At 65.1% G+C, this 19764-nt stretch carries 20 protein-coding genes; 10 read left to right on the forward strand and 10 right to left on the reverse strand.

Annotation, left to right across the window (positions count from 1 at the left end; translation table 11 throughout):
• Positions 1-783 carry a trehalose-phosphatase gene (otsB, locus tag BJ985_RS06560; RefSeq protein ID WP_179386966.1) on the forward strand — a complete coding sequence of 261 codons (783 nt, stop codon included), beginning with the start codon at positions 1-3 and terminating at the stop codon, positions 781-783.
• Between the two features lie 26 nt (positions 784-809).
• Here otsB and BJ985_RS06565 read toward each other — a convergent pair whose 3' ends face one another.
• Entirely contained in the window at positions 810-1907 is a 1098-nt protein-coding gene (locus BJ985_RS06565) for a LacI family DNA-binding transcriptional regulator (RefSeq protein WP_179386967.1), read from the reverse strand.
• 50 nt (positions 1908-1957) lie between these two features.
• On the opposite strand from BJ985_RS06565, the gene BJ985_RS06570 reads away from it, so the two are divergent.
• From BJ985_RS06570 to BJ985_RS06590, 5 genes are all read left to right on the forward strand, one after another.
• A complete protein-coding gene (locus tag BJ985_RS06570) occupies positions 1958-2953 on the forward strand; it encodes a metal ABC transporter solute-binding protein, Zn/Mn family (RefSeq protein ID WP_179386968.1) in 996 nt (331 codons plus the stop codon).
• Positions 2953-3654: a metal ABC transporter ATP-binding protein gene (locus BJ985_RS06575; protein ID WP_150850867.1), complete on the forward strand. Its 702-nt coding sequence runs from the start codon at positions 2953-2955 to the stop codon at positions 3652-3654. Before BJ985_RS06570 ends, BJ985_RS06575 begins: the two co-directional genes overlap by 1 nt.
• Positions 3632-4546 carry a metal ABC transporter permease gene (locus BJ985_RS06580; protein ID WP_179386969.1) on the forward strand — a complete coding sequence of 305 codons (915 nt, stop codon included), beginning with the start codon at positions 3632-3634 and terminating at the stop codon, positions 4544-4546. The genes BJ985_RS06575 and BJ985_RS06580 overlap by 23 nt, the downstream gene beginning before the upstream one ends.
• Before the next feature lie 11 nt (positions 4547-4557).
• A complete protein-coding gene (locus tag BJ985_RS06585) occupies positions 4558-5394 on the forward strand; it encodes a CE1 family esterase (protein WP_005325727.1) in 837 nt (278 codons plus the stop codon).
• A 63-nt stretch (positions 5395-5457) separates the two neighbouring features.
• Positions 5458-6468, forward strand: coding sequence for an HNH endonuclease signature motif containing protein (locus BJ985_RS06590; RefSeq protein ID WP_179386970.1), 1011 nt, complete (start codon positions 5458-5460; stop codon positions 6466-6468).
• 15 nt (positions 6469-6483) lie between these two features.
• Here the strand turns inward: BJ985_RS06590 and rlmB are convergent, their stop codons facing one another.
• From rlmB to BJ985_RS06615, 5 genes are read right to left on the reverse strand one after another with little or no spacing between them, the layout of a single operon-like run.
• Positions 6484-7431, reverse strand: a complete 948-nt coding sequence (rlmB, locus tag BJ985_RS06595; protein ID WP_005325725.1) for a 23S rRNA (guanosine(2251)-2'-O)-methyltransferase RlmB — start codon at positions 7429-7431, stop codon at positions 6484-6486.
• Between the two features lie 22 nt (positions 7432-7453).
• A complete protein-coding gene (cysS, locus tag BJ985_RS06600; RefSeq protein ID WP_179386971.1) occupies positions 7454-8842 on the reverse strand; it encodes a cysteine--tRNA ligase in 1389 nt (462 codons plus the stop codon).
• Between the two features lie 44 nt (positions 8843-8886).
• The gene (gene ispF, locus BJ985_RS06605) at positions 8887-9369 is read right to left on the reverse strand and encodes a 2-C-methyl-D-erythritol 2,4-cyclodiphosphate synthase (protein WP_005329967.1); all 483 of its coding nucleotides are present in this window, start codon (positions 9367-9369) and stop codon (positions 8887-8889) included.
• Positions 9362-10084, reverse strand: a complete 723-nt coding sequence (gene ispD / locus BJ985_RS06610) for a 2-C-methyl-D-erythritol 4-phosphate cytidylyltransferase (protein ID WP_179386972.1) — start codon at positions 10082-10084, stop codon at positions 9362-9364. The genes ispF and ispD overlap by 8 nt, the downstream gene beginning before the upstream one ends.
• The gene (locus tag BJ985_RS06615; protein WP_005325718.1) at positions 10056-10640 is read right to left on the reverse strand and encodes a CarD family transcriptional regulator; all 585 of its coding nucleotides are present in this window, start codon (positions 10638-10640) and stop codon (positions 10056-10058) included. The genes ispD and BJ985_RS06615 overlap by 29 nt, the downstream gene beginning before the upstream one ends.
• Positions 10641-10832: 192 nt before the next feature.
• Between BJ985_RS06615 and BJ985_RS06620 the strand changes: the two genes are divergently transcribed.
• A complete protein-coding gene (locus BJ985_RS06620) occupies positions 10833-11420 on the forward strand; it encodes a hypothetical protein (protein WP_179386973.1) in 588 nt (195 codons plus the stop codon).
• Positions 11421-11493: 73 nt separating this feature from the next.
• The gene (gene radA, locus BJ985_RS06625; protein ID WP_179386974.1) at positions 11494-12864 is read left to right on the forward strand and encodes a DNA repair protein RadA; all 1371 of its coding nucleotides are present in this window, start codon (positions 11494-11496) and stop codon (positions 12862-12864) included.
• 3 nt (positions 12865-12867) lie between these two features.
• Here the strand turns inward: radA and BJ985_RS06630 are convergent, their stop codons facing one another.
• Complete coding sequence (locus tag BJ985_RS06630) at positions 12868-13572, reverse strand: hypothetical protein (protein WP_179386975.1); 705 nt, start codon at positions 13570-13572, stop codon at positions 12868-12870.
• A 64-nt stretch (positions 13573-13636) separates the two neighbouring features.
• Entirely contained in the window at positions 13637-14251 is a 615-nt protein-coding gene (locus BJ985_RS06635) for a carbonic anhydrase (RefSeq protein WP_179386976.1), read from the reverse strand.
• Positions 14252-14286: 35 nt separating this feature from the next.
• Here BJ985_RS06635 and BJ985_RS06640 point away from each other — a divergent pair, with 35 nt between their 5' ends.
• The gene (locus tag BJ985_RS06640) at positions 14287-15147 is read left to right on the forward strand and encodes an iron-sulfur binding domain-containing protein (RefSeq protein WP_049377888.1); all 861 of its coding nucleotides are present in this window, start codon (positions 14287-14289) and stop codon (positions 15145-15147) included.
• A gap of 56 nt (positions 15148-15203) precedes the next feature.
• Here BJ985_RS06640 and BJ985_RS06645 read toward each other — a convergent pair whose 3' ends face one another.
• Both BJ985_RS06645 and BJ985_RS06650 read right to left on the reverse strand, forming a co-directional pair.
• Positions 15204-15374, reverse strand: a complete 171-nt coding sequence (locus BJ985_RS06645; RefSeq protein WP_080970400.1) for a DUF4236 domain-containing protein — start codon at positions 15372-15374, stop codon at positions 15204-15206.
• Positions 15375-15570: 196 nt separating this feature from the next.
• Complete coding sequence (locus BJ985_RS06650) at positions 15571-18339, reverse strand: ATP-dependent Clp protease ATP-binding subunit (protein ID WP_005329940.1); 2769 nt, start codon at positions 18337-18339, stop codon at positions 15571-15573.
• A gap of 219 nt (positions 18340-18558) precedes the next feature.
• Between BJ985_RS06650 and BJ985_RS06655 the strand changes: the two genes are divergently transcribed.
• The gene (locus BJ985_RS06655) at positions 18559-19758 is read left to right on the forward strand and encodes a serine/threonine protein kinase (protein ID WP_179386977.1); all 1200 of its coding nucleotides are present in this window, start codon (positions 18559-18561) and stop codon (positions 19756-19758) included.
• Positions 19759-19764: the final 6 nt, after the last annotated feature.

Raw genomic sequence — 19764 nt, forward strand, 5'->3', positions numbered from 1 at the left:
ATGACGCTTTCAACTGCCATCAAGGCCCTTGCCGCCGCCGAGCACCTCGCGGTGGTCTCGGACTTCGACGGCACGCTCTCCCCCTTCGCCACGGCTATCTATGAGGTCGAAATGAACCAGGAATCACTGAGCGCCCTGGATAAACTGGCCCACCTGCCGAATACCACCGCGGCCGTTCTCTCCGGCCGCCACCTCGAAGGCCTCAAGCGCGTGTGCCCGCTGCGCGAGCCCGTTGTCTTCGGCGGCTCCCACGGCGCCGAATCCTCGTGGGAGGAGACAGATCTGACCCCCGCGATGCGCGAGCACCTCGCCACCAAGGAAGCCGAGATCCGCGCGATCATGGAGCGCTTCCCCGGCGCGGATATCGAGGTCAAACCTTTCCAGCGCGTATTGCACCTGCGCGCGCTCGAGGATTCCGATCCAGAAGCTGCCGCCCAAGCCTATGAAGCCGCCCTCGCGCTCGATCCGGGCGGCTTCCCCCGCACGGCCGGCAAGTCCGTGGTGGAGTTCTCCGCCACCCAGGCCACCAAGGGCACGTGGATTGAGAACCTGCGCGAGCGCACCGGAGCCACCGCCATGGTCTTCTTGGGCGATGACGTCACCGATGAGGACGGTTTCCGCGCCCTGCACCAGCCGCCAGACGTTGGCGTCAAGGTCGGCGAGGGCGATACGTCGGCCGTAGTGCAGCTTGCCGACGTCGACGCCGTCGCCCACTTCCTCACCGAGCTCGCCGCCGCCCGCGCGGCCCATGTCGGCCGCCCCGACAACGGCGGCGCTGCCTAACGCGCCGCTGCCTAGCGAAGCGGCACCTAGCGCGGCGGAGCCACCGTCCGCCCGGCCGCGAAGCTGGTCTGCAGCACGCGCCGTAGCATCGCGGCTTCGCTCGCGTCCGAGCCCTCCGCGCCGGCGATAAGCTTGGCGAGCATGTGGCCGGCGGCCGCGCCCTTGGCCTTATTGGGCTGGACGATCGTCGTCAAGCCAAGGCGCTGCGCCGCATCAATGCCGTCGAAGCCGGTAACGGACAGCTCGCCGGGGACGTCGATGCTCCGCTCGCGCGCATAGGTCATCACGCCCAGCGCCATGGAGTCGGTGGTGCACAGGACGGCGGTGAGGTCTGGGTGGGCGTCGAGAAGCAACTGCGCGGCCGCTCGCGTGGTGTGCGCATCGTTGATGTGCTGGGTGACCACGGGCACGGTCTCGGGCGCGATGCCCGCCTGCGCAAAGACGTCCATGGCACCCATGACTCGGGCACGCTGCACGTGCATATCGGCGCCCTGGAGCTCACCCCACGAAATGGGGCCATCGTGGCGCTCGCGTTTGAGGCGAATCGCCAGCACCCCGATCTTGCGGTGGCCGGCCTCCACCAGCGCGCGGGCGGCCGGGGCAATCGCCGCGCGGTCATCGATGCCCACAAACGGCAGGCCCGAATCCGTCGGCTGATCGCAGACCACCACCGGCAGACCACGGCCGCGCGCCGCCTCCAAGTAGGCATCCCCGGCCGCCACGGAGTAGACCACAAAGCCATCCACCGCGGCCGAGCCCACCAGGCTTGCCGCCTCCGCCTCGCCCTCCGGACCGGCCGGGATGAGGGTGAGTGTGGTCTGCGCGCCGGCCGAGGCTTCTGCCATGCCGGCCAGGAAATCCACCGAGGCCATATCCTCGAAGGCATAGGACAGGTGCTCGGTCAGCAGCACGCCCACCGAGCCCGCGCGGCGAGTGCGCAGGCTGCGGGCCGTGGGGTCCGGCCCGGGATACCCCCGCGCCTTCGCCGCCGCCAGGATGCGCTCGCGCGTTGCGGCCGAAAGCTGATCCGGCCGGCTATAGGCATTGGAGACCGTCGTGCGCGAAACACCCAGCTCGGCGGCCAGCGAGGCCAGCGTTTTGCGGGTGGGGCTGCGTTTCACCATGACCGCAAGCATACCCCGCGGCCGTATTTTCAATACATATTCAATTGACAATGGTTCCCATCAAACGCACACTGGAAACTATGCATACCTCACTTCGCGCATCCGCAGCCCTCCTCGCGGCCGGTGGCCTCCTGCTGACCGCCACCGCCTGCTCCTCCGACACCGAGGACTCGGCCGCCGAGCCGGGCGCCCAGAAGAAGATCTCCATCGTCGCGTCCACCTCCATCTGGGCCGACGTCGCCCAGGCCGTGGCCGATACCGCCTCCGGCGTGGACATCGAGGTCAAGCCCATCGTCGAGGGCAACGGCGTTGACCCGCACCACTTCGAGCCTTCCGCGGCCGATATCGCCAAGGCCGAGGACGCGGACCTGCTCGTGGTCAACGGCGGCGGCTACGATTCCTGGATTTACCAGGCCGTCTCCGACCAGGACAATATCGTCTCCGCCCTGCCGCTCACCGATCACGGCAAGCTGGCCGATGACCCCAATGTCATGACCATCGACGCCGCTAAGGCCACCGCCAAGAAGGACCCGAAGAAGGTCACCAATATCGAGGGCAACGAGCACATTTGGTACGACCCGGCCGCCCTCGACGAGGTCGCAGGAAATATCGCTGACCAGATTAACGAGCTCAATACCGATGCCAATGCCAGCACCGAGCGCGTGGACTCCCACGTCGACCGCCTCCGCGACAAGCTCAAGGAACTGCCGGGCGACCTCTCCTACGCACAGACCGAGCCGATTGCGGACTACATCATGAAGTACACCTCCGGCAAGGACGTCACCCCAGAGGGCTACCGCAAGGCCACCATTTCTGAGGGCGAGCCCACCGCGGCCGACCTCGCTGCCTTCACCAAGGCGATTAAAGAGGACAAGGTAGACCTGCTCATCTTTAACCCGCAGACCGAAACCGATACCGCCGGCCGCATCAAGTCCGCAGCGGAAGATGCGGACGTTTCTATCGTCGAGATCGGCGAAACCCCACCGGATGGCAAGGAATTCTGGACCTACTATGACGAGGTCACCGATTCCCTGGGGAAGCTCTAGTGCTCATCCACTTTCATGACGCAGCGGTTGCCCCGCTGTGGTCCAGCCTTAACCTCGCCGTTGACCGCGGCGAGTTTATCGCCGTTTTGGGCCCCAATGGCGTGGGCAAATCCACCCTGCTCGGTACCATCTTGGGAACCCGCAAGCTCACCGCCGGCAGCGTCGACGTTAACTGCCGCGTCGGCTTCATCCCGCAGCAACGCATGTTCCCGGCCGACCTGCCCCTGCGCGCCCGCGACTTAGTCTCGCTCTCCCTGGCACACGGCGCTTTCCGACGCCGCCGCCCTCCCCGCCACCGCGTCGACGAGCTCCTCGCCGAGGTCGGTGCCACCGGCCTGCGCGACCGCCGTGTCGGCCAGCTTTCCGGCGGCCAGCAGCAGCTCATCCGCCAGGCCCAAGCGCTGGCCAACGACCCCGAGCTCATCCTCGCCGACGAGCCGCTGCTCTCGCTCGACCCAGCGCGCCAGCAGGACACCGTGGACAAGCTGGATGCGCTGCGCCGCGAGCGCGGCACCTCCATCATGTTTGTCACCCACGGAATCAACCCGGTGCTCGGGGTGACCGATAAGGTGCTCTACCTCGCCCCCGGCGGCCATACTTTCGGCACCGTGGATGAGGTCATGCGCTCCGATGTCCTTTCCGAGCTCTACGGTTCCAAGGTCAACGTCTTAAACGTCGATGGGAGGCTCATCGTTGTCTAGCTTTATTGAAGACACCCAGTACCTGCTCAGCGTGGACTTTGTGCAGTCCTCGCTTATCGCCTCCGCGCTGCTGGGCATCCTGTCCGGCGTGATGACCTCGCTCATCGTTCTGCGCCAGATGTCCTTTTCCGTCCACGCCACCTCCGAGCTCGCACTTATGGGCGCCTCGGCCGCGCTGCTCTTCGGCCTCAACCTCGGCTTCGGCGCCGTGGCCGGCGCCATCGTGGCCGCCATCATCCTCGCCGTACTGGGATTCAAAGGCCAGCAAGACAGCGCCATCGGCGTGGTCATGAGCTTTGGCTTGGGCCTCTCGGTGCTGTTTTTGCACCTCTACCCCGGCAACGCGAATACCGCGATGACGCTTTTGACCGGCCAGATCGTCGGCGTATCTTCCGCCTCGGTATGGCTTTTGGCCGCAACCACCGTAGTCATCCTCGCCGCCGTAGCCATTCTGTGGCGGCCCATGCTCTTCGCCTCGGCCGACCCGGTCATGGCCCAGGCCGCCGGCGTACCCACCCGCTTCATTTCCGTCGCCTTCGCCGTACTCGTAGGCTTGGCGGCCGCACAGTCGGTACAAATCGTCGGCTCGCTGCTCGTCATGGCGCTGCTCATTACCCCGGGTGCTGCGGCCGTGCAGATTACCTCCTCGCCCCTGCGCGCGGTCATGTGGGCCACCATTTTCGCCGAGGTCTCGGCCGTCGGTGGCTTTGTCTTATCGCTCGCGCCCGGCCTTCCGGTCTCGGTCTTTGTTACCACGATTTCTTTTGTCATTTACCTGGTGTGCCGCCTCATTGGCTGGCAGCGCAATAAAAAGGCGGTGCGCGACGAGGTCGCCGCAAAGCGCTTCCACGCCGACTGCCACAGCACCGCCGAAGAGCACCACGCCGACTAGACTGGGCGGCTATGCACGTACACCGCCGCACCGCGGATGTGGATGGCCGCACCCGCCGCTTTCTCGTCATCGCGCCGGATAACCCCGGCCCGCGCCCGAACCTCTTGCTCTTCTTCCACGGCTCGCTGCAGTCCGGAAACGTGATGCGCCGCTTTACTAACGGCACCTTCGACGAGCTTGCCGACGCCACCAATACCGTCCTCGTCTACCCCGACGGCGTCGACCGCCATTTCAACGATTGCCGCAGCATCCTGCCCGTCACCGCCCGCGCGGAGAACGTGGACGACGTCGCCTTTACCGCCTTCCTCGTCGAGGAGATGCGGCGCGAGTTCGGCACCGGCCGCACCTTTGCCTGCGGCTACTCCAATGGCGGGCAGATGGTGCTCCGCTTGCTTTTCGACGCCCCCTTTAGCCTCACCCGCGCCTGCATCTTCGCCTCCACCCTGGGCGAGGGCGACAACCACGCGCCCAGCAACCCGGCCGGTTACCGGCCCACTCCATTGCTGTTTTTCCACGGCACCGCCGACCCGTATGCGCCGTATGAGGGCGGGGTCGCCGGGCTGGATGCCGAGCGCACCCGCGGCCGCGTGCTTTCCGCGCCGGCCACCGCCGAACACTTCGCGCTGGCCAATGGCTGCCAGCCACCCCGCGACTACCACCCCACCGCGGATGTCACCGCCACCGCATACGACGGCGATTTCCCCGTCGAGCTGTGGACCATGGAGGGCCTCGGCCACGTGATTCCCTCTAGCATGAAAACCGACCCACGCATAGGCCCAAATACGGATTCCTTCCGCGCTGTGGATAAGGTCCGCGAGTTCTTCGGCCTCGACGACGCCCAGGCCTAGTTATCCACACCCGCACCCAACGCACCGGGCGCCGGCGTGCGCCCGCACTTAACGTGTGGAGCCGTGAACGCGCTACAGAAATTCTTGACAGGCCTGGCCGCCGGCATGGACATTATCGCCGACTGCCACGGCCTTACTAAGCGCGCGCTTATCGACGCCGGCTGCCCCGACACCACCGCCGCCCGCCTGCTTGCCCTCGCCGATACCTACTTCGGCCCCACCGCGTTTAGCCGCCTCCAGCGCGAATCCATCGCCGCGGCCCGCACCAACGAGCACAGCCTCACCGCGCTGCTGGCCATCGAGCGCCACGCCACCAAGCTGAAGAGTAAGCGCCAGGCCTGGGCGCTGCGACGGGAGCTATGTGGGATGAAGGGGGATGCGTCGGACGTCGACAAGCAGGGGCGCCAGCGCGTGCGTGAGATTAAAGGCCCACCGCAACGCAAGCCCGGTGTCAAGCTCTACCGCCGCGCCGATGGGCCGTGGACCATGACGATTACCGGCAAGTCTGCGGACATCGCGGATATGCACGCCGCGCTCGATAAGGACGCCCCGCTCGATTCGGTGCGCAAGATTTTTCAAGGCGACGCCGCCGCTTCCCGCACGGCCGTGACCACCAATGTGGTGCTGCGCCTGGACGAACTCGACCGCGTCGTCGACACCGCCGGCGATGACATCACCCTGCAGCTGACCAATGGTGCCCGAATGACCGGCGCGGACCTAGTGCGCCGCGCCTTTACCGTGCACGGATATGTGACTCTGATCCACCCCGTGAAGGGCCCGGTGAACCTGTACCGCACCGAGCGGCTCGCCTCGCCGAAGCAGCGCACCATGGCCGCCGCGGAAAATCCCACCTGCCCGTGGCCGCAGTGCAATTACCCCGCCGATGAATGCCAAGTCCACCACCTCACCGCGTGGCGCCACGGCGGCGAGACCAACCCCGAAAACCTCACCATCGCCTGCCCATATCACAACGGCGTAAACGACGATGACCCCAACGCCCCGCCGCTGCGCGGCCGCCTGGCCAGGGTGGATGGAACCATTAAGTGGCTGCCACCCTGGGCGGAAAGCGGCTAGAAACCTCGCCGGAGGTTACTGGGCCGCGCGGCGCTGGCGTGCGAATTCGGAGAGCACGGAACCGGCCGCGACGGAAGCATTGAGGGACTCGACCCAGTCCGTCATCGGGATGGACATGATGACGTCGCAGTTCTCACGCACGAGGCGAGAGATACCCTTGCCCTCGGAACCGATGACGATGACCACGGGATCCGTCGCGCCGTTATAGGTGTCCAGCGTGTGCTCGCCGCCGGCGTCGAGGCCGACGACCTGGTAGCCGCTCTTTTGGAATTGCTGCACGGTGCGGGTGATATTCGTCGCGCGGGCGACCGGCAGGCGCGCCGCCGTGCCGGCCGAGGTACGCCACGCCACCGCGGTTACGGACGCGGAGCGGCGCTCGGGGATGATGACGCCGTCGCCGCCGAAGGCCGCCACGGAGCGGATGACCGCGCCGAGGTTGCGCGGGTCGGTAATGTTATCCAGGATGACGAACATGCCTGGGCGTGCGTTCTCGGCCGCACGGGCGATGAGCTCGTCGACGTCGGCGTACTTATACGGCGGGATCTGCAGCCCGATGCCTTGGTGCATGCCGTTACCGGTCATGCGGTCCATCTCGTGGCGCTGCACCTCGATGATGGGGATATTGCGGGTATTGCACATGGCTACGGCCTCGGACAAGCGCTTGTCATTGCGGGTACCGGCCACGATGTAGAGCGTGGTGGCCGGCACCTTTGCGTGCAGGCACTCGATGACCGGGTTGCGGCCCACGACCATCTCGGCGGTCTCTTTCTGGTGGCGGCCGGAGTTGCGGCGGTCGCGCTCCAGCTTGGCCTTGTGCTTGGCGTGGTAGATGCGGTCCTCTGCCTTGGGCGTCGGGCCCTTACCGGCCAAGCCCTTGCGGCGCTGGCCGCCGGAGCCCTTGGTTGCGCCTTTCTTATTGGTCTTGCGGATTCCCGCGCCACCGCGGCCGTGGGTACGTGCCATAATTTATGTCCTTTCGGAGTGCTTAACGCTGCGCCAGCGACCAGGTCGGGCCGTCTGGGGTATCGGTGATGGTGATGCCGGCGGCCGCGAGGCGGTCTCGGACGGCGTCGGCAGTAGCGAAGTCTTTGTCCGCGCGCGCCTGGGTGCGCCGCTCCAGCTCAGCTTGTACCAACGCATCCAGCGCGGCATCCGCCCCGCTAGCTTGCGCTCCATCTTCCCACTCCAGCGGGTCAAAGCCAAGTACGTGCGCCATCGCGCGGACCTGGCCAGCCAGCGTGCGTGCCTCGGCCTCATCGCCGGCCGCGAGCGCCTTATTGCCAGCACGGACGGTGGTGTGGATTTCTGCCAAAGCCTTGGGCACCGCGATGTCATCATTCATCGCGTCTGCAAAGCCCTGCGTCCACTCGCCAAGCTCCAGATCGTCAAAGTGGCCGAGGAAGTCCTCGATGCGGCGGTAGCCAGCGGCGGCCTCGGTCAGCGCAGCCTCGGAGTACTCCAGCACGGAGCGGTAGTGTGCCGAGCCCAGGTAGTAGCGCAGCTCCACCGGGCGCACCAGCTCCAGCATATTCGGGATAGACAGCACGTTGCCCAGGGATTTCGACATCTTCTCGCCTGACATCGTCACCCAGTGGTTGTGCATCCAGTAGTTAGCGAATTTATCGCCGGCCGCATGCGACTGCGCAATCTCATTTTCGTGGTGCGGGAACTGCAGGTCTAGGCCGCCGCAGTGGATATCGAAATTGGAGCCCAGGTAATAGGTGGACATGGCCGAACACTCTAGGTGCCAGCCAGGGCGGCCGTCGCCCCACGGGGTGGGCCAGCTGGGCTCACCCGGCTTCGCGGCCTTCCACAGCGCAAAGTCCTGAGGCCCGCGCTTGGCGGAATCCTCGCCCTCGCCCTGCTCCATTTCCTCTACCTTGTTGCCGGACAGCGAACCATAATCGGAGCCTTCGGCCTTGGTCCACGCGGCAACGTCAAAGTAGACGGAGCCATCGGCGGGGTAGGCAAAGCCGGCGTCGATAAGCCGCTGCATATAGTCGACCATCTGGGTGACAAAGCCGGTCGCGCGCGGCTCGACAGAAGGCGGGATAACGCCCAGGGTGTTATAGGCCTTGGTGAACTCGCGCTCATAGGTGGACACCCACTCCCACCAGGGGCGATTATTCTCGGCCGCCTTGGTGAGGATCTTGTCATCGATATCGGTGACGTTGCGCACCAGGGCTACGTCATAGCCTTGGGCGAGCAGCCAGCGGCGCAGGATGTCGAAGGCGACGCCGGAGCGCAGGTGCCCGATGTGCGGCTGGGCCTGCGGGGTGGCGCCGCACAGATAGATGGAGGCGTGGCCGGGGCGAATCGGCTCGAAATCGCGTTGGCTGCGGGTGGCTGTGTCATAAATGCGCAAAGTACTCACGCCACCCAGTCTAATTGACGCGTGCGCGGGGTTAGTGTGGTGGGCTAGGCGCGCCAGACGACGGCCGTGGCAACCGCCGCGCGGCCCTCCTTACGGCCGGTAAAGCCCATATGGTCCGTCGTGGTGGCAGAGACGGACACGGGGGCACCAAGGATTTCGCTCAGTACCGCTTCGGCCTCTTCGCGGCGCGGGCCCATCTTGGGGGTCTGGCCGATGAGCTGCGCTGCGGCGTTGCCGATGATAAAGCCTTCGGATTCGAGGAGTTCGCGGCATTCGCGCAGCAGTTTCGCTCCGGATACGCCGTCGTATTCGGGCCTGCCGACACCCACGAAGGAGCCGAGGTCGCCGAGGTGGGAGGCGGATAAGAGGGCGTCGACAAGCGCGTGCGCTACCACGTCGCCATCGGAGTGGCCCTCGCAGCCAGCATCGCCCTCGAAGAGCAGGCCGGCGATCCAGCAGTCCTTGCCGGCCTCGATCTGGTGGGCGTCGGTGGCGATGCCAACACGCGGGATAATCGGGTTAGTCATGGGTCTCCTCAGTCAGGGCGTGGGCCAGGGTGAGATCGATGGGCGTGGTGATTTTGAACGCCAGGGTATCGCCTGGCACGGTTGCCACGCGCTCACCGTGCCATTCCATGAGGCTGGCATCATCCGTGGCGGTGAATTCGGGCTGCTCGGCCCAATAATCGAGGTTGGCTTGGCGCAGCGCAGGCAGGCGGAAGGCCTGCGGGGTTTGCACGGCGCGCAGGCGGGAGCGGTCGGGAGTGCTCACCACGGCGTCGGCCGCGACTTCCTTGATGGTATCGGCCACGGGAACCACGGGCACGGCCGCGGGGGCGCCTTCGAGCACGCGCTTGGCGACGCCCCGCACCATCGCCGGCGGAGTCAGCGCCCGGGCCGCATCGTGGATGAGCACCACGGCGTCGTCGTCGGGGATTGCCTGGAGGCCGGCCCACACGGAATCGGCGCGCTCGCTGCCGCCGTGCACAAGGCGGATGGGCGCGGCGTCGATGCGGCCGATAATGCGGGCGGCCTCGGGCTCCATATCTGGGCTGACCAGCACAATGACCTCGTCCACCACGCCGGAGGCCAGCAGCGCGCGCACGGAGCGCTCCAGGAGGGTGCGCCCACGCAGCTCGACATAAGCCTTGGGCACCTCGGCACCGAGGCGGGTGCCCTGGCCGGCGGCCGCGATGAGCGCGATGACGCGCGGTTTAGTCTTCGTCGTCGAAGGAGAGGTCATCGAGATCGATGTCGTTGTCGATATCGGTGGTGATGGACTTATCGTCTACCAAACCGGCCGCGCGGTGGCGCTCGATGGTGGCATCGATCTCTTCCATCATGGTGTCAGCCTTCTTCTCATCAACCGGCTTGGCCAGCGCGAGCTCGCCTACCAGGATGGTGCGGGCCTTGCCCAGCATGCGCTTCTCGCCGGCCGAAAGGCCACGGTCCTGGTCGCGGCGCCACAGGTCGCGAACGACCTCGGCAACCTTATTGATATCGCCGGAAGCGAGGCGCTCCTGGTTAGCCTTATAACGGCGGGACCAGTTGCCAGCCTCTTCAACGTCCTCGTCACGCAGCACGGAAAAGACCTTTTCCAGGCCCTCCTTACCCACGACGTCGCGCACGCCGACGTTATCGGCGTTCTTGATGGGCACGCGGACGACTAGGTCGGACTGGTTGATGTGCAGCACCAGGTATTCCAGCGTCTCGCCACCCATCTCGCGGGTCTCGATATCCTCGATGACGGCCGCACCGTGGTGCGGGTAGACGACGACCTCGCCGACCTTATACTCCATTGCCACTCCTTGTGTTCCCGATTTATCCCGGTTGACTAAGGCCGCCATTTTATCACGCACGGCCGCCCCGCCTGCGGATACCCCCGTATACCCCCACGGTCTACCCGCCCGGTTTGGGACTAACTGTGTACTTTATTGCCAAAGGGACTAGGCTAAAGCGTTGACAAGCCCTGTGATCGCAATTGATGGAGGATGCTCAACGTGCAGTCCCTGAAGTCCGCCGCCCGCCGCGGTGCCATTATTTCCGTTACCGCCGTCTCCGCTCTGGCGCTGGCTTCTTGCTCGGCGGGTCACGTCACCCAGACCGCTGACAAGGTGGCTGCGGTCGATGGCGCTTCTGCAAGCACGGAAGACAACAAGGTTGCGGTTCGCGATGTCACCATCTTGGTAGAGCCGGATGGCACCGCTGCGCTGAAGTTCACCGCCGTGAACCAGGGCTACGACACCGATGTCATCTCCCTGGAGTCCGTAGAGGTCGACGGCCAGCGCGTAGAGATGGACAAGGCTCAGCCGCTGCACCGCGACCAGTCCATCATCGCGGATTCCCAGAAGAACCTGGACGCCACCACCCAGCAGGATTCCGAGACCGTCCAGTACATCGCCACCACGCTGAAGAATGATGACTTTGGCTACGCCGGCGACCGCCCGGTTACCTTCGAGTTCTCCAATGGTTCCATCGACGTGGACGCCACCATTGCCGCCACCCAGATGCAGTCCGGCGAATTCGACCGCGATGTCGAGTCCTCCGAGGGCTACTCCTCCGAGGCTCCAAAGAACTAGGCCGCGCCGCCCCAAAGCCCCGCCTCCAGCCCGTTTCGGGCCGGAGGCGTTTGCGTGTTTTAGGCTAGAGGCCATGGCCAAGAAATCTCGCCCCATCCATACCTGTTCCGAATGCGGCTATGTCTCGCCGAAATGGCTGGGGCGCTGCCCCGACTGCGGGTCCTGGGGCACATTGGAGGAACGGGCGCCGGTGGTGGCGGGGCCGGGGACAGCGGGGGCGTCGGCAAGCAAGGGCGTAGCGCCGTCGAGCCCGGCGCAGCCGATTACCAAGATTGGGGCGCAGGCGACTAAGACGGTGCGCACCGGCATCGGCGAGCTCGACCGCGTGCTAGGCACCGGCATTGTGCCCGGCTCAGTGGTGCTCATGGCCGGCGAACCGGGCGTGGGCAAATCCACGCTGCTGCTGGAAGTAGCCTCGCGGTGGGCCCAGCTCGGCCGCACCGTGCTCTATGCGACGGCCGAGGAATCCGCCGGCCAAGTCCGCTCCCGCGCCGAACGCACCGGGGCGCTCCAGGAATCGCTGTACTTGGCGGCCGAGTCCAACTTGGATGCGGTCTTTGGGCAGGTGGATAAGCTCAAGCCGAGCCTCATCATCGTCGATTCGGTGCAGACCATGCACGCCGTGGGCGTGGAGGGCGTATCGGGCGGCGTGGCGCAATCGCGCGCGGTAACGGCCGCGCTGACTTCGCTGGCGAAGTCCACCGGCATTCCGGTGCTGCTGGTGGGCCACGTGACCAAGGACGGCAACGTGGCCGGCCCGCGCGTGTTGGAGCATCTTGTCGACGTCGTCTTGAACTTCGAGGGCGACCGCCAATCCAGCCTGCGTATGCTGCGCGGCATCAAGAATCGCTTTGGCGCCACCGACGAGGTGGGGTGCTTCGAGCAGACGGCCGGCGGCATTCGGGAAGTCGCGGACCCTTCCGGGCTGTTTCTATCGCACCGCGGCACGACGCCGGATGGCTCGGCCGTGACGGTCGCGATGGACGGCGTGCGGCCGATACTCGCGGAGGTGCAGGCGTTGACGGTGGACCCGGTTGCAAAGAACCCGCGGCGCGTGGTGACCGGGCTAGACTCCAACCGCGTGCCGATGGTGCTTGCGGTGCTGCAGGCGCGCGCCGGCCAACGCACCAACGATAAGGATGCTTATGTCGCCACGGTGGGCGGCATGCGGATTACGGAGACCGCCACGGATCTGGCGGTGGCGCTGGCAACGTGGTCCTCGCTGCACGAGCAACCGCTGCCGGCCAAGACGGTGGTCATCGGCGAGGTGGGCCTGGCCGGCGAGTTGCGGCCGGTGCCCAATGTGGAGCGGCGCTTGATGGAGGCCGCGCGGCTGGGCTATAAGAACGCGATTATCCCACGCGGGGATATCGAGCCGGTAGAGGGCATGCGCGTGCACCAGGTCGGGACGCTGGGGCAGGCCATCGCCGCGGTATCGGGATAGCGCCTAGCGCAGCGTGAAGTCCTGCGGCGGGGAGGAGTTATCGCCGATGACGGTGTGGGCGAAGTAGGCCCCAGGTTCGGCCGCGGGGCGGTCGGTGCACTCGCCCGGCTTGGAAGCCTGGCGGGACCACTCGGCCTCGAATTTCACGTCCTTGCCGGCCGGGAAGGTCTGCGAGCCGGTCTGCACGGAGGCGTAGCAATCCGTATCGGACCATACACGCTGGTTATCGGCCATCTTGTAGACCTCGAAGCGCAGCAGGTTCTTGTCCAGGTCGATCTTGCAGTCCGCGGCCGTGGGGTTGGTGACCGTCATGAAGAACTTCGGCAGCTCGCCCTCCGGCACGGAGTAGTTCAGCATGGAGGTGCGCACCTGGAGGTCCGCGAGGTCGCAGGTCTTCTTGGCCGCCTCGGAGCTTGCAGGCGCAACGCTCGACGGCTCACTTTCGGCCGGCTTGCTTTCCGACGCCCCCTCAGCCGAGGCCTCCGCAGCCGTCTCCGAGGCAGCCTCGGAGGTCTCCGGGGCGGCAGAAGACGAGGTCTGCTCCGGCGTGGGCGCAGGGGCGGCGGTATCGGCCGACTCATCGCTGCTGCCCCCGAAGGCGGCCACGGCCGCCCAGATCAGCACCACGGCCAGCACGAGCACGATGATGAGCGCCGCCACGCGGCGGCGCTTGTAGATCTCTTCAGGTAGGGGCTTTTTCTGCGTCACGCTGTCAATTTTAAGCGGTGGGCGCGGGCCGGTGCGCTAAGCCCGCGCCGCGTGTCAGGCTGTACTACTTCACGCCGAGGGTCTGCAGGGTTTCCACGCTGGAGTCTTCCAGCAGGTAGCGCGCGCCGATAACGCCCAAGGCACCCTCATCCAGCAGGCGGCGCACGTTGGGAACGCTGGCCACCAGCTGGGCGACGGTCTGGCGGGTGTGTTCCCGCTCGACGTCGTCAGTCGTGGCATTCGGGCCCGCCACCAAGGCGGAGGCGGCGACCTTCTCAATAATGGGTCGCTGCAGGCCGGTGGGCAGCTCGCCGCCAGCCACGAAACCGGTAGCCGCGCCCACCGCGCCACAAGATTGATGGCCAAGGACCACCAGCAGGTTGGGTTTGAGGGCGGCGAGGGCGTAGTCGAGGGAGGCTAGGACGGCGTCGTCAAGAATGTGGCCCGCGGTGCGGATGACAAAGGCATCGCCGAAGCCGATATTGAAGACGTGCTCGATAGGGGCGCGGGAATCGGAACAGGAAATGACCACCACGCGGGGGTCCTGGCCGTGAGTTAGGCCCTCGCGGTTATAAATCTCGCGCACGTCGACGGTCTCGCCGTCTAATACACGCTGATTTCCCGCTTTGAGGGCCTTCCATACGGCCTGCGGTTCGTGGGCAACATTACGTAAAGGCATAGGCCACATTCTAATGCCCTAGACTATCTCCCACGATGGATTCGCAAGCTCTTCTTTCCTGGTTCGATGCCAATGAACGCGACCTGCCGTGGCGCCGGCCTGGCACGAGCGCGTGGGGTGTGCTGCTCAGCGAGGTCATGAGCCAGCAAACACCGGTCGCGCGCGTGGCTCCGGTGTGGGAGGAATGGATGCGGCGCTGGCCCACCCCGGCGGACTTTGCCCAGGCCACCCGGGCGGAGGTTCTGCGCGCCTGGGGCAAGCTGGGCTATCCGCGGCGTGCGCTGCGCCTGTGGGAGTGCGCGGCGGCCATTGGCGAGGGTGAAGTGCCGGCGGACGTCGATAAGCTGCTGCGCCTGCCGGGCATCGGTGACTACACCGCGCGGGCCGTGGCGTGCTTCCACTTTGGGATAAACGTGCCGGTGGTCGATACCAATGTGCGGCGGGTGTATGCGCGCGCGGAGGACGGTAGGTTCTTGGCGCCGCAACCGTCGAAGCGGGAATTAGCGGCCGTGGCGGAGCTGTTGCCGGCCGAAAATGGGCCGCGTTTTTCGGCCGCGCTCATGGAGTTGGGCGCGCTAGTATGCACGGCGAAGAATCCTTCCTGCGAGCAGTGCCCGCTGCGCGCGAGCTGTGCGTGGCAGCTCGCTGGCCGGCCGCAGCCCAGTGCAGAGGAGCAGGCGCGGGCGAAAAAGCGCGTGCAAAAATTCGTCGGCACGGACCGACAGGTGCGCGGCAAGATTCTGGACGTGCTGCGCGCGGCGGAGCGGCCGGTGCCGCAGTCCGAAATTGACGTGGTCTGGCCCGATGCGGCACAGCGCTCCCGGGCGTTGGCTTCGCTGCTTGCCGACGGCCTCGCCGAGCAAAACGACGCCGGCCTGTTCCACCTCCCTATTTAGGGCGTTAATAATGGCCGGCTATAATCGCAGGTCGCGATCCCGAAGGTGTGATCTGGTTAACGCCAGCGGCCGCGGAAATTGAATCCGCCTGGCAGGTTCACCCACATGCCGCCGCGGGAATTGAAGGTGACCGGCCCTACCTTGGTAGACATCGACGCGCCGGATCCGGAGACGTTGATCCAGCTATTCTTGCCGGTCTTTTTTCTTGAACGATACTGAAGTCCCATAAGCATATATTTTAGCAATTCCACTTCCACCGTTCCTACTGCGCAGTAGGTTTTGGGCATGGAAAAGATTTGACGGGAAACCGGCATCTTCTGATTGCGCGGGCTAAATGGGGTCCGAGCCCGCGGAACTGCACAGAAAAAGCCACCCAGCCTCGCAGAAAGCGAAGTGCTGGGTGGCTTTAATCCTTGCCCCGAGTTACATCGGCTGGCCGGCGCCTGCTGGCGGCGGGTTGTGGCCGTCGTCATCGGAGTCGGAACCGGAGCCGGACTCTAGGTCGGTTCCGGCGGCGGTGGAGCCGCCATCGCCCGGAACGTCCGGGGTGATGGTGTCGGGCTCGCCGGCGTCGGTGGAGTCGGCGTCGTTTTCGCGCACCTCGGCGTCGTCAAGCTGCGGCTCCTCGGTGTCCTCCGGCAGAGGCTTCGGGCGCGGGCTGAAGGTGAACTTCGCGCCCGTGTTGTCCTTGGACTCGCCGTCCCAGCCCTCGACGTCGACGGTGATGATTTCGCCGGCGCCGATTTCGCCGAAGAGGATCTTCTCAGAGAGCTGATCCTCGATCTCGCGCTGAATGGTGCGGCGCAGCGGGCGAGCGCCCAATACTGGGTCGAAGCCGCGCTTAGCCAGCAGGTCCTTTGCCTTCTGCGTGAGCTCGATGCCCATATCGCGCTCGTCCAGCTGCTTGGCCACGCGGCCGATGAGCAGCTCGACCATCTCCACAATCTGCTCCTGGGTGAGCTGGTGGAAGACGACGATGTCATCGATACGGTTCAAGAACTCTGGGCGGAAGTGCTTCTTCAGCTCGTCGTTGACCTTCTGCTTCATCCGGTCGTACTGGGCATCCGAATCGTTTTCGGAGGAACCGGTAAAGCCCAAGCCCACCGGCTTCGAGATGTCCTGGGTGCCCAGGTTCGAGGTGAAGATGAGAACGGTGTTCTTGAAGTCGACGACGCGACCCTGGCCGTCAGTAAGGCGGCCATCTTCCAGCACCTGCAGGAGGGTGTTGTAAATCTCCTTGTGAGCCTTCTCGATCTCGTCGAAAAGCACGACGGAGAACGGCTTGCGGCGAACCTTCTCGGTCAGCTGGCCACCCTCTTCGTAGCCGACGTATCCCGGAGGGGCACCGAAGAGGCGGGAAGCGGTGAAGCGATCGTGGAACTCACCCATGTCGATCTGGATGAGGTCATCATCCGAACCGAAGAGGAAGTTAGCCAGGGACTTCGACAGCTCAGTCTTACCCACACCGGACGGGCCGGCGAAGATGAAGGAACCGGACGGGCGGCGCGGATCCTTGAGGCCCGCACGGGTGCGGCGGATGGCGCGGGAGACGGACTTGACCGCCTCGTCCTGGCCGATGATGCGCTTGTGCAGCTCCTCTTCCATGTTGAGCAGACGGTTGGATTCCTTCTCCGTCAGCTTCAGCACCGGGATGCCGGTCCAGTGCGCCAGAACCTCGGCGATCTGGTCCTCGCCTACCTCGGCGATTTCCTCCAGGTCGCCAGAGCGCCACTGCTTTTCCTTCTCTGCGCGCTCCTCGCCCAGCTTGCGCTCCTTATCGCGCAGGCCGGCTGCCTTCTCAAAGTCCTGGGCATCGATGGCCGCTTCCTTTTCCTTGCGGACCTCAGCGATGCGGTCATCGACCTCGCGCAAGCCCTTCGGCGCGGTCATGCGCTTGATGCGCATACGAGCACCAGCCTCATCGAGGAGGTCAACGGCCTTATCCGGCAAGAAACGGTCATTGATGTAGCGGTCCGAGAGGGAAGCTGCAGCATGCAGCGCCTCATCGGTGTAGGACACGCGGTGGTGCGCCTCGTACTTATCGCGCAGGCCCTTCAGGATCAAGAAGGTGTCATCCAGGGAAGGCTCCTCCACCTTGACTGGCTGGAAGCGGCGCTCCAGGGCGGCATCCTTCTCGATGTGCTTGCGGTATTCCTCAAGGGTCGTAGCACCGATAGTCTGCAGCTCGCCACGAGCCAGCTTCGGCTTCAGTAGCGAGGCTGCGTCGATGGCGCCTTCAGCAGCACCAGCACCAACCAGGGTGTGGATCTCATCGATGAACAAGATGATGTCGCCGCGCTGGTTGATCTCCTTGAGCACCTTCTTCAGGCGTTCCTCAAAGTCACCGCGGTAACGGGAGCCGGCAACCAGGGAGCCCAGGTCCAGCGAGTAAAGCTGCTTGTCCTTGAGGGTCTCCGGAACCTTGCCGTTGACGATGTCGAGCGCCAAGCCCTCGACGACGGCGGTCTTACCAACGCCCGGCTCACCGATGAGAACCGGGTTATTCTTCGTACGGCGAGACAGCACCTGCATGATGCGCTCTACCTCAGACTCACGGCCAACGACCGGATCGAGCTTGCCGTCTTTAGCGGCCTGAGTGAGGTTGCGGCCGAACTGGTCGAGCACCAGGGAATTGGAACGCTCGCCGGAACCGCCGGAGCCACCACGGCCGCCCGCGCCGGCACCCGCACCAGCACCCGCGCCGACCGGACCGGAGCCCTGGCCGTTGGAGGAACCGCCCTCCTGCTGGCCGCCCTCATAACCGGACAGCAGCTGGATAACCTGCTGGCGCACGCGCGGCAGGTCGGCGCCGAGCTTGGTCAGCACCTGGGCGGCGACGCCATCGCCCTCGCGAATGAGACCCAATAGCAAGAACTCAGTACCGATGTACTTGTGTCCCATCTGCAGACCTTCGCGCAGGGAAAGCTCCAGGACCTTCTTGGCGCGTGGGGTAAAGGGGATGTGGCCGGTGTGCGGCTGGCTGCCCTGGCCGATGATTTCCTCGACCTCGCGGCGGACATCCTCCAGGGAGATACCCATGGATTCCAGCGCCTTGGCGGCTACGCCTTCGCCCTCATGGATAAGGCCGAGCAGGATGTGCTCGGTGCCGATGTAATTGTGGTTAAGCATGCGCGCTTCTTCCTGCGCCAACACGATGACGCGGCGAGCACGATCGGTAAACCTCTCGAACATGATTCCCCTATACTTTCGCTTCTAATGTGATACCCACTCTAACGCGGCAGTCCGCCGATAATTTCCGGTTTTGTTCCCAGATGCCCGCAATACCGCCAGAATCCACCATATGCGCAGCTCACACGGGTGTACGCCGGTAGCGAACAGGGGCATGGGCATGTAATCTAGAATCGTTTTATCGTTCCCTGCCCCTCCCTACTATTAAAGGACGTCGCGACCGTGCCCCAGCTTCCTGAGTTCTTTGCCACCCAGCACAACCTGCACGAATTGGCCGTATTGGATGAGGCTCCATCGTCTACCCTCTTTGCGGTCGAAGATGGAACCACGCACCAGCAACTAAGCGTGGAAATCTTCGCGCCGGAAATTACCGGCGTGGTGGATAAGTCCACGGCACTGCATGGGTTGCATCACCCAGCCATCGCGCCGCTGGTAGGCACGGGCACCACCGCGGACGGGCAGGAATTCATCGTGCGCGAAGGGGTTTCCGGAACCCAGCTTTCTGAGCTTCCCAGTAATCTCAGCCGCGAGGAGGCCGCCGACGTCTTCGGCCCGCTGGCGGGTGCGGTGGACTTCCTAGTTTCCCGCGGGCGGGCAGACTTTGCGGTGCATGGGCTGAGGGAGGCCCGGGTGGGCGTCGATAAGCAACGCCAGGTTTCGGTGCTGGCTGCGGCCGGGCCGTCCGGCGAAGAGCACGGCGATGCGGTGGCGGCGTTTGAGGAGCTTGTTGCCCGCAAATGCCCGGAGTATAAGCCCACCGGCAATGCGGGTAGTGCCAAGGACGTGGTGGCCGACCTGCGCCCGCAGCGCGATTTCGATACCGCGCAGATTCCCCGCGTGCAGGAGCCAGAACCGCGCCCTCAGCAGCAGTTTGCCCCGCCGCAACAGCCGCAACCGATGGCCCAGCCCATGGCCCAGCCGCAGCAACCGATGGCGCCCGCGCCGAAGAAGAAGGGCAAGGGCGGGCTCATTGCGCTCATCACGGTGCTGGCGGTGGCCGCGATTGCTGCTGCGGCCGCGCTGTGGTTCTTCCTGTCCTACCCCAGTTGGAATGACAAAGAGCAAAACCTCGCGGATGCGTACCCGGACTTGGTGGGCTCCCGCAGCGGCCAGGACGGATTCGATGGGGCTAAGTGCTCCTCGCGCGAGCCGGAGCCTGGCCAGGAGGCCAAGATTTCCTGCGTGGGCGATGGGTTCAACTACATCGTGACCTACTACCCCAGCGTGGAAGAGCGCGATGCCATGCTTCCCGACGCCGAACCGGTCGAGCTTTCCAATGACCAATGCACCATCCAAAGCTTTGAGACCACCGCGGATGTTCCTACCTACGTAATGGCCGTGGAAGGCACCCAGTCCGCATTCCTGGTGTGGGGCGATAATGCTGAAGAGGAGCGGCTGAACCTGCCGCTGTGCGCCTCTTAGTTTGTC

The organism is Corynebacterium tuberculostearicum, from assembly GCF_013408445.1.
Lineage (GTDB): Bacteria > Actinomycetota > Actinomycetes > Mycobacteriales > Mycobacteriaceae > Corynebacterium > Corynebacterium tuberculostearicum.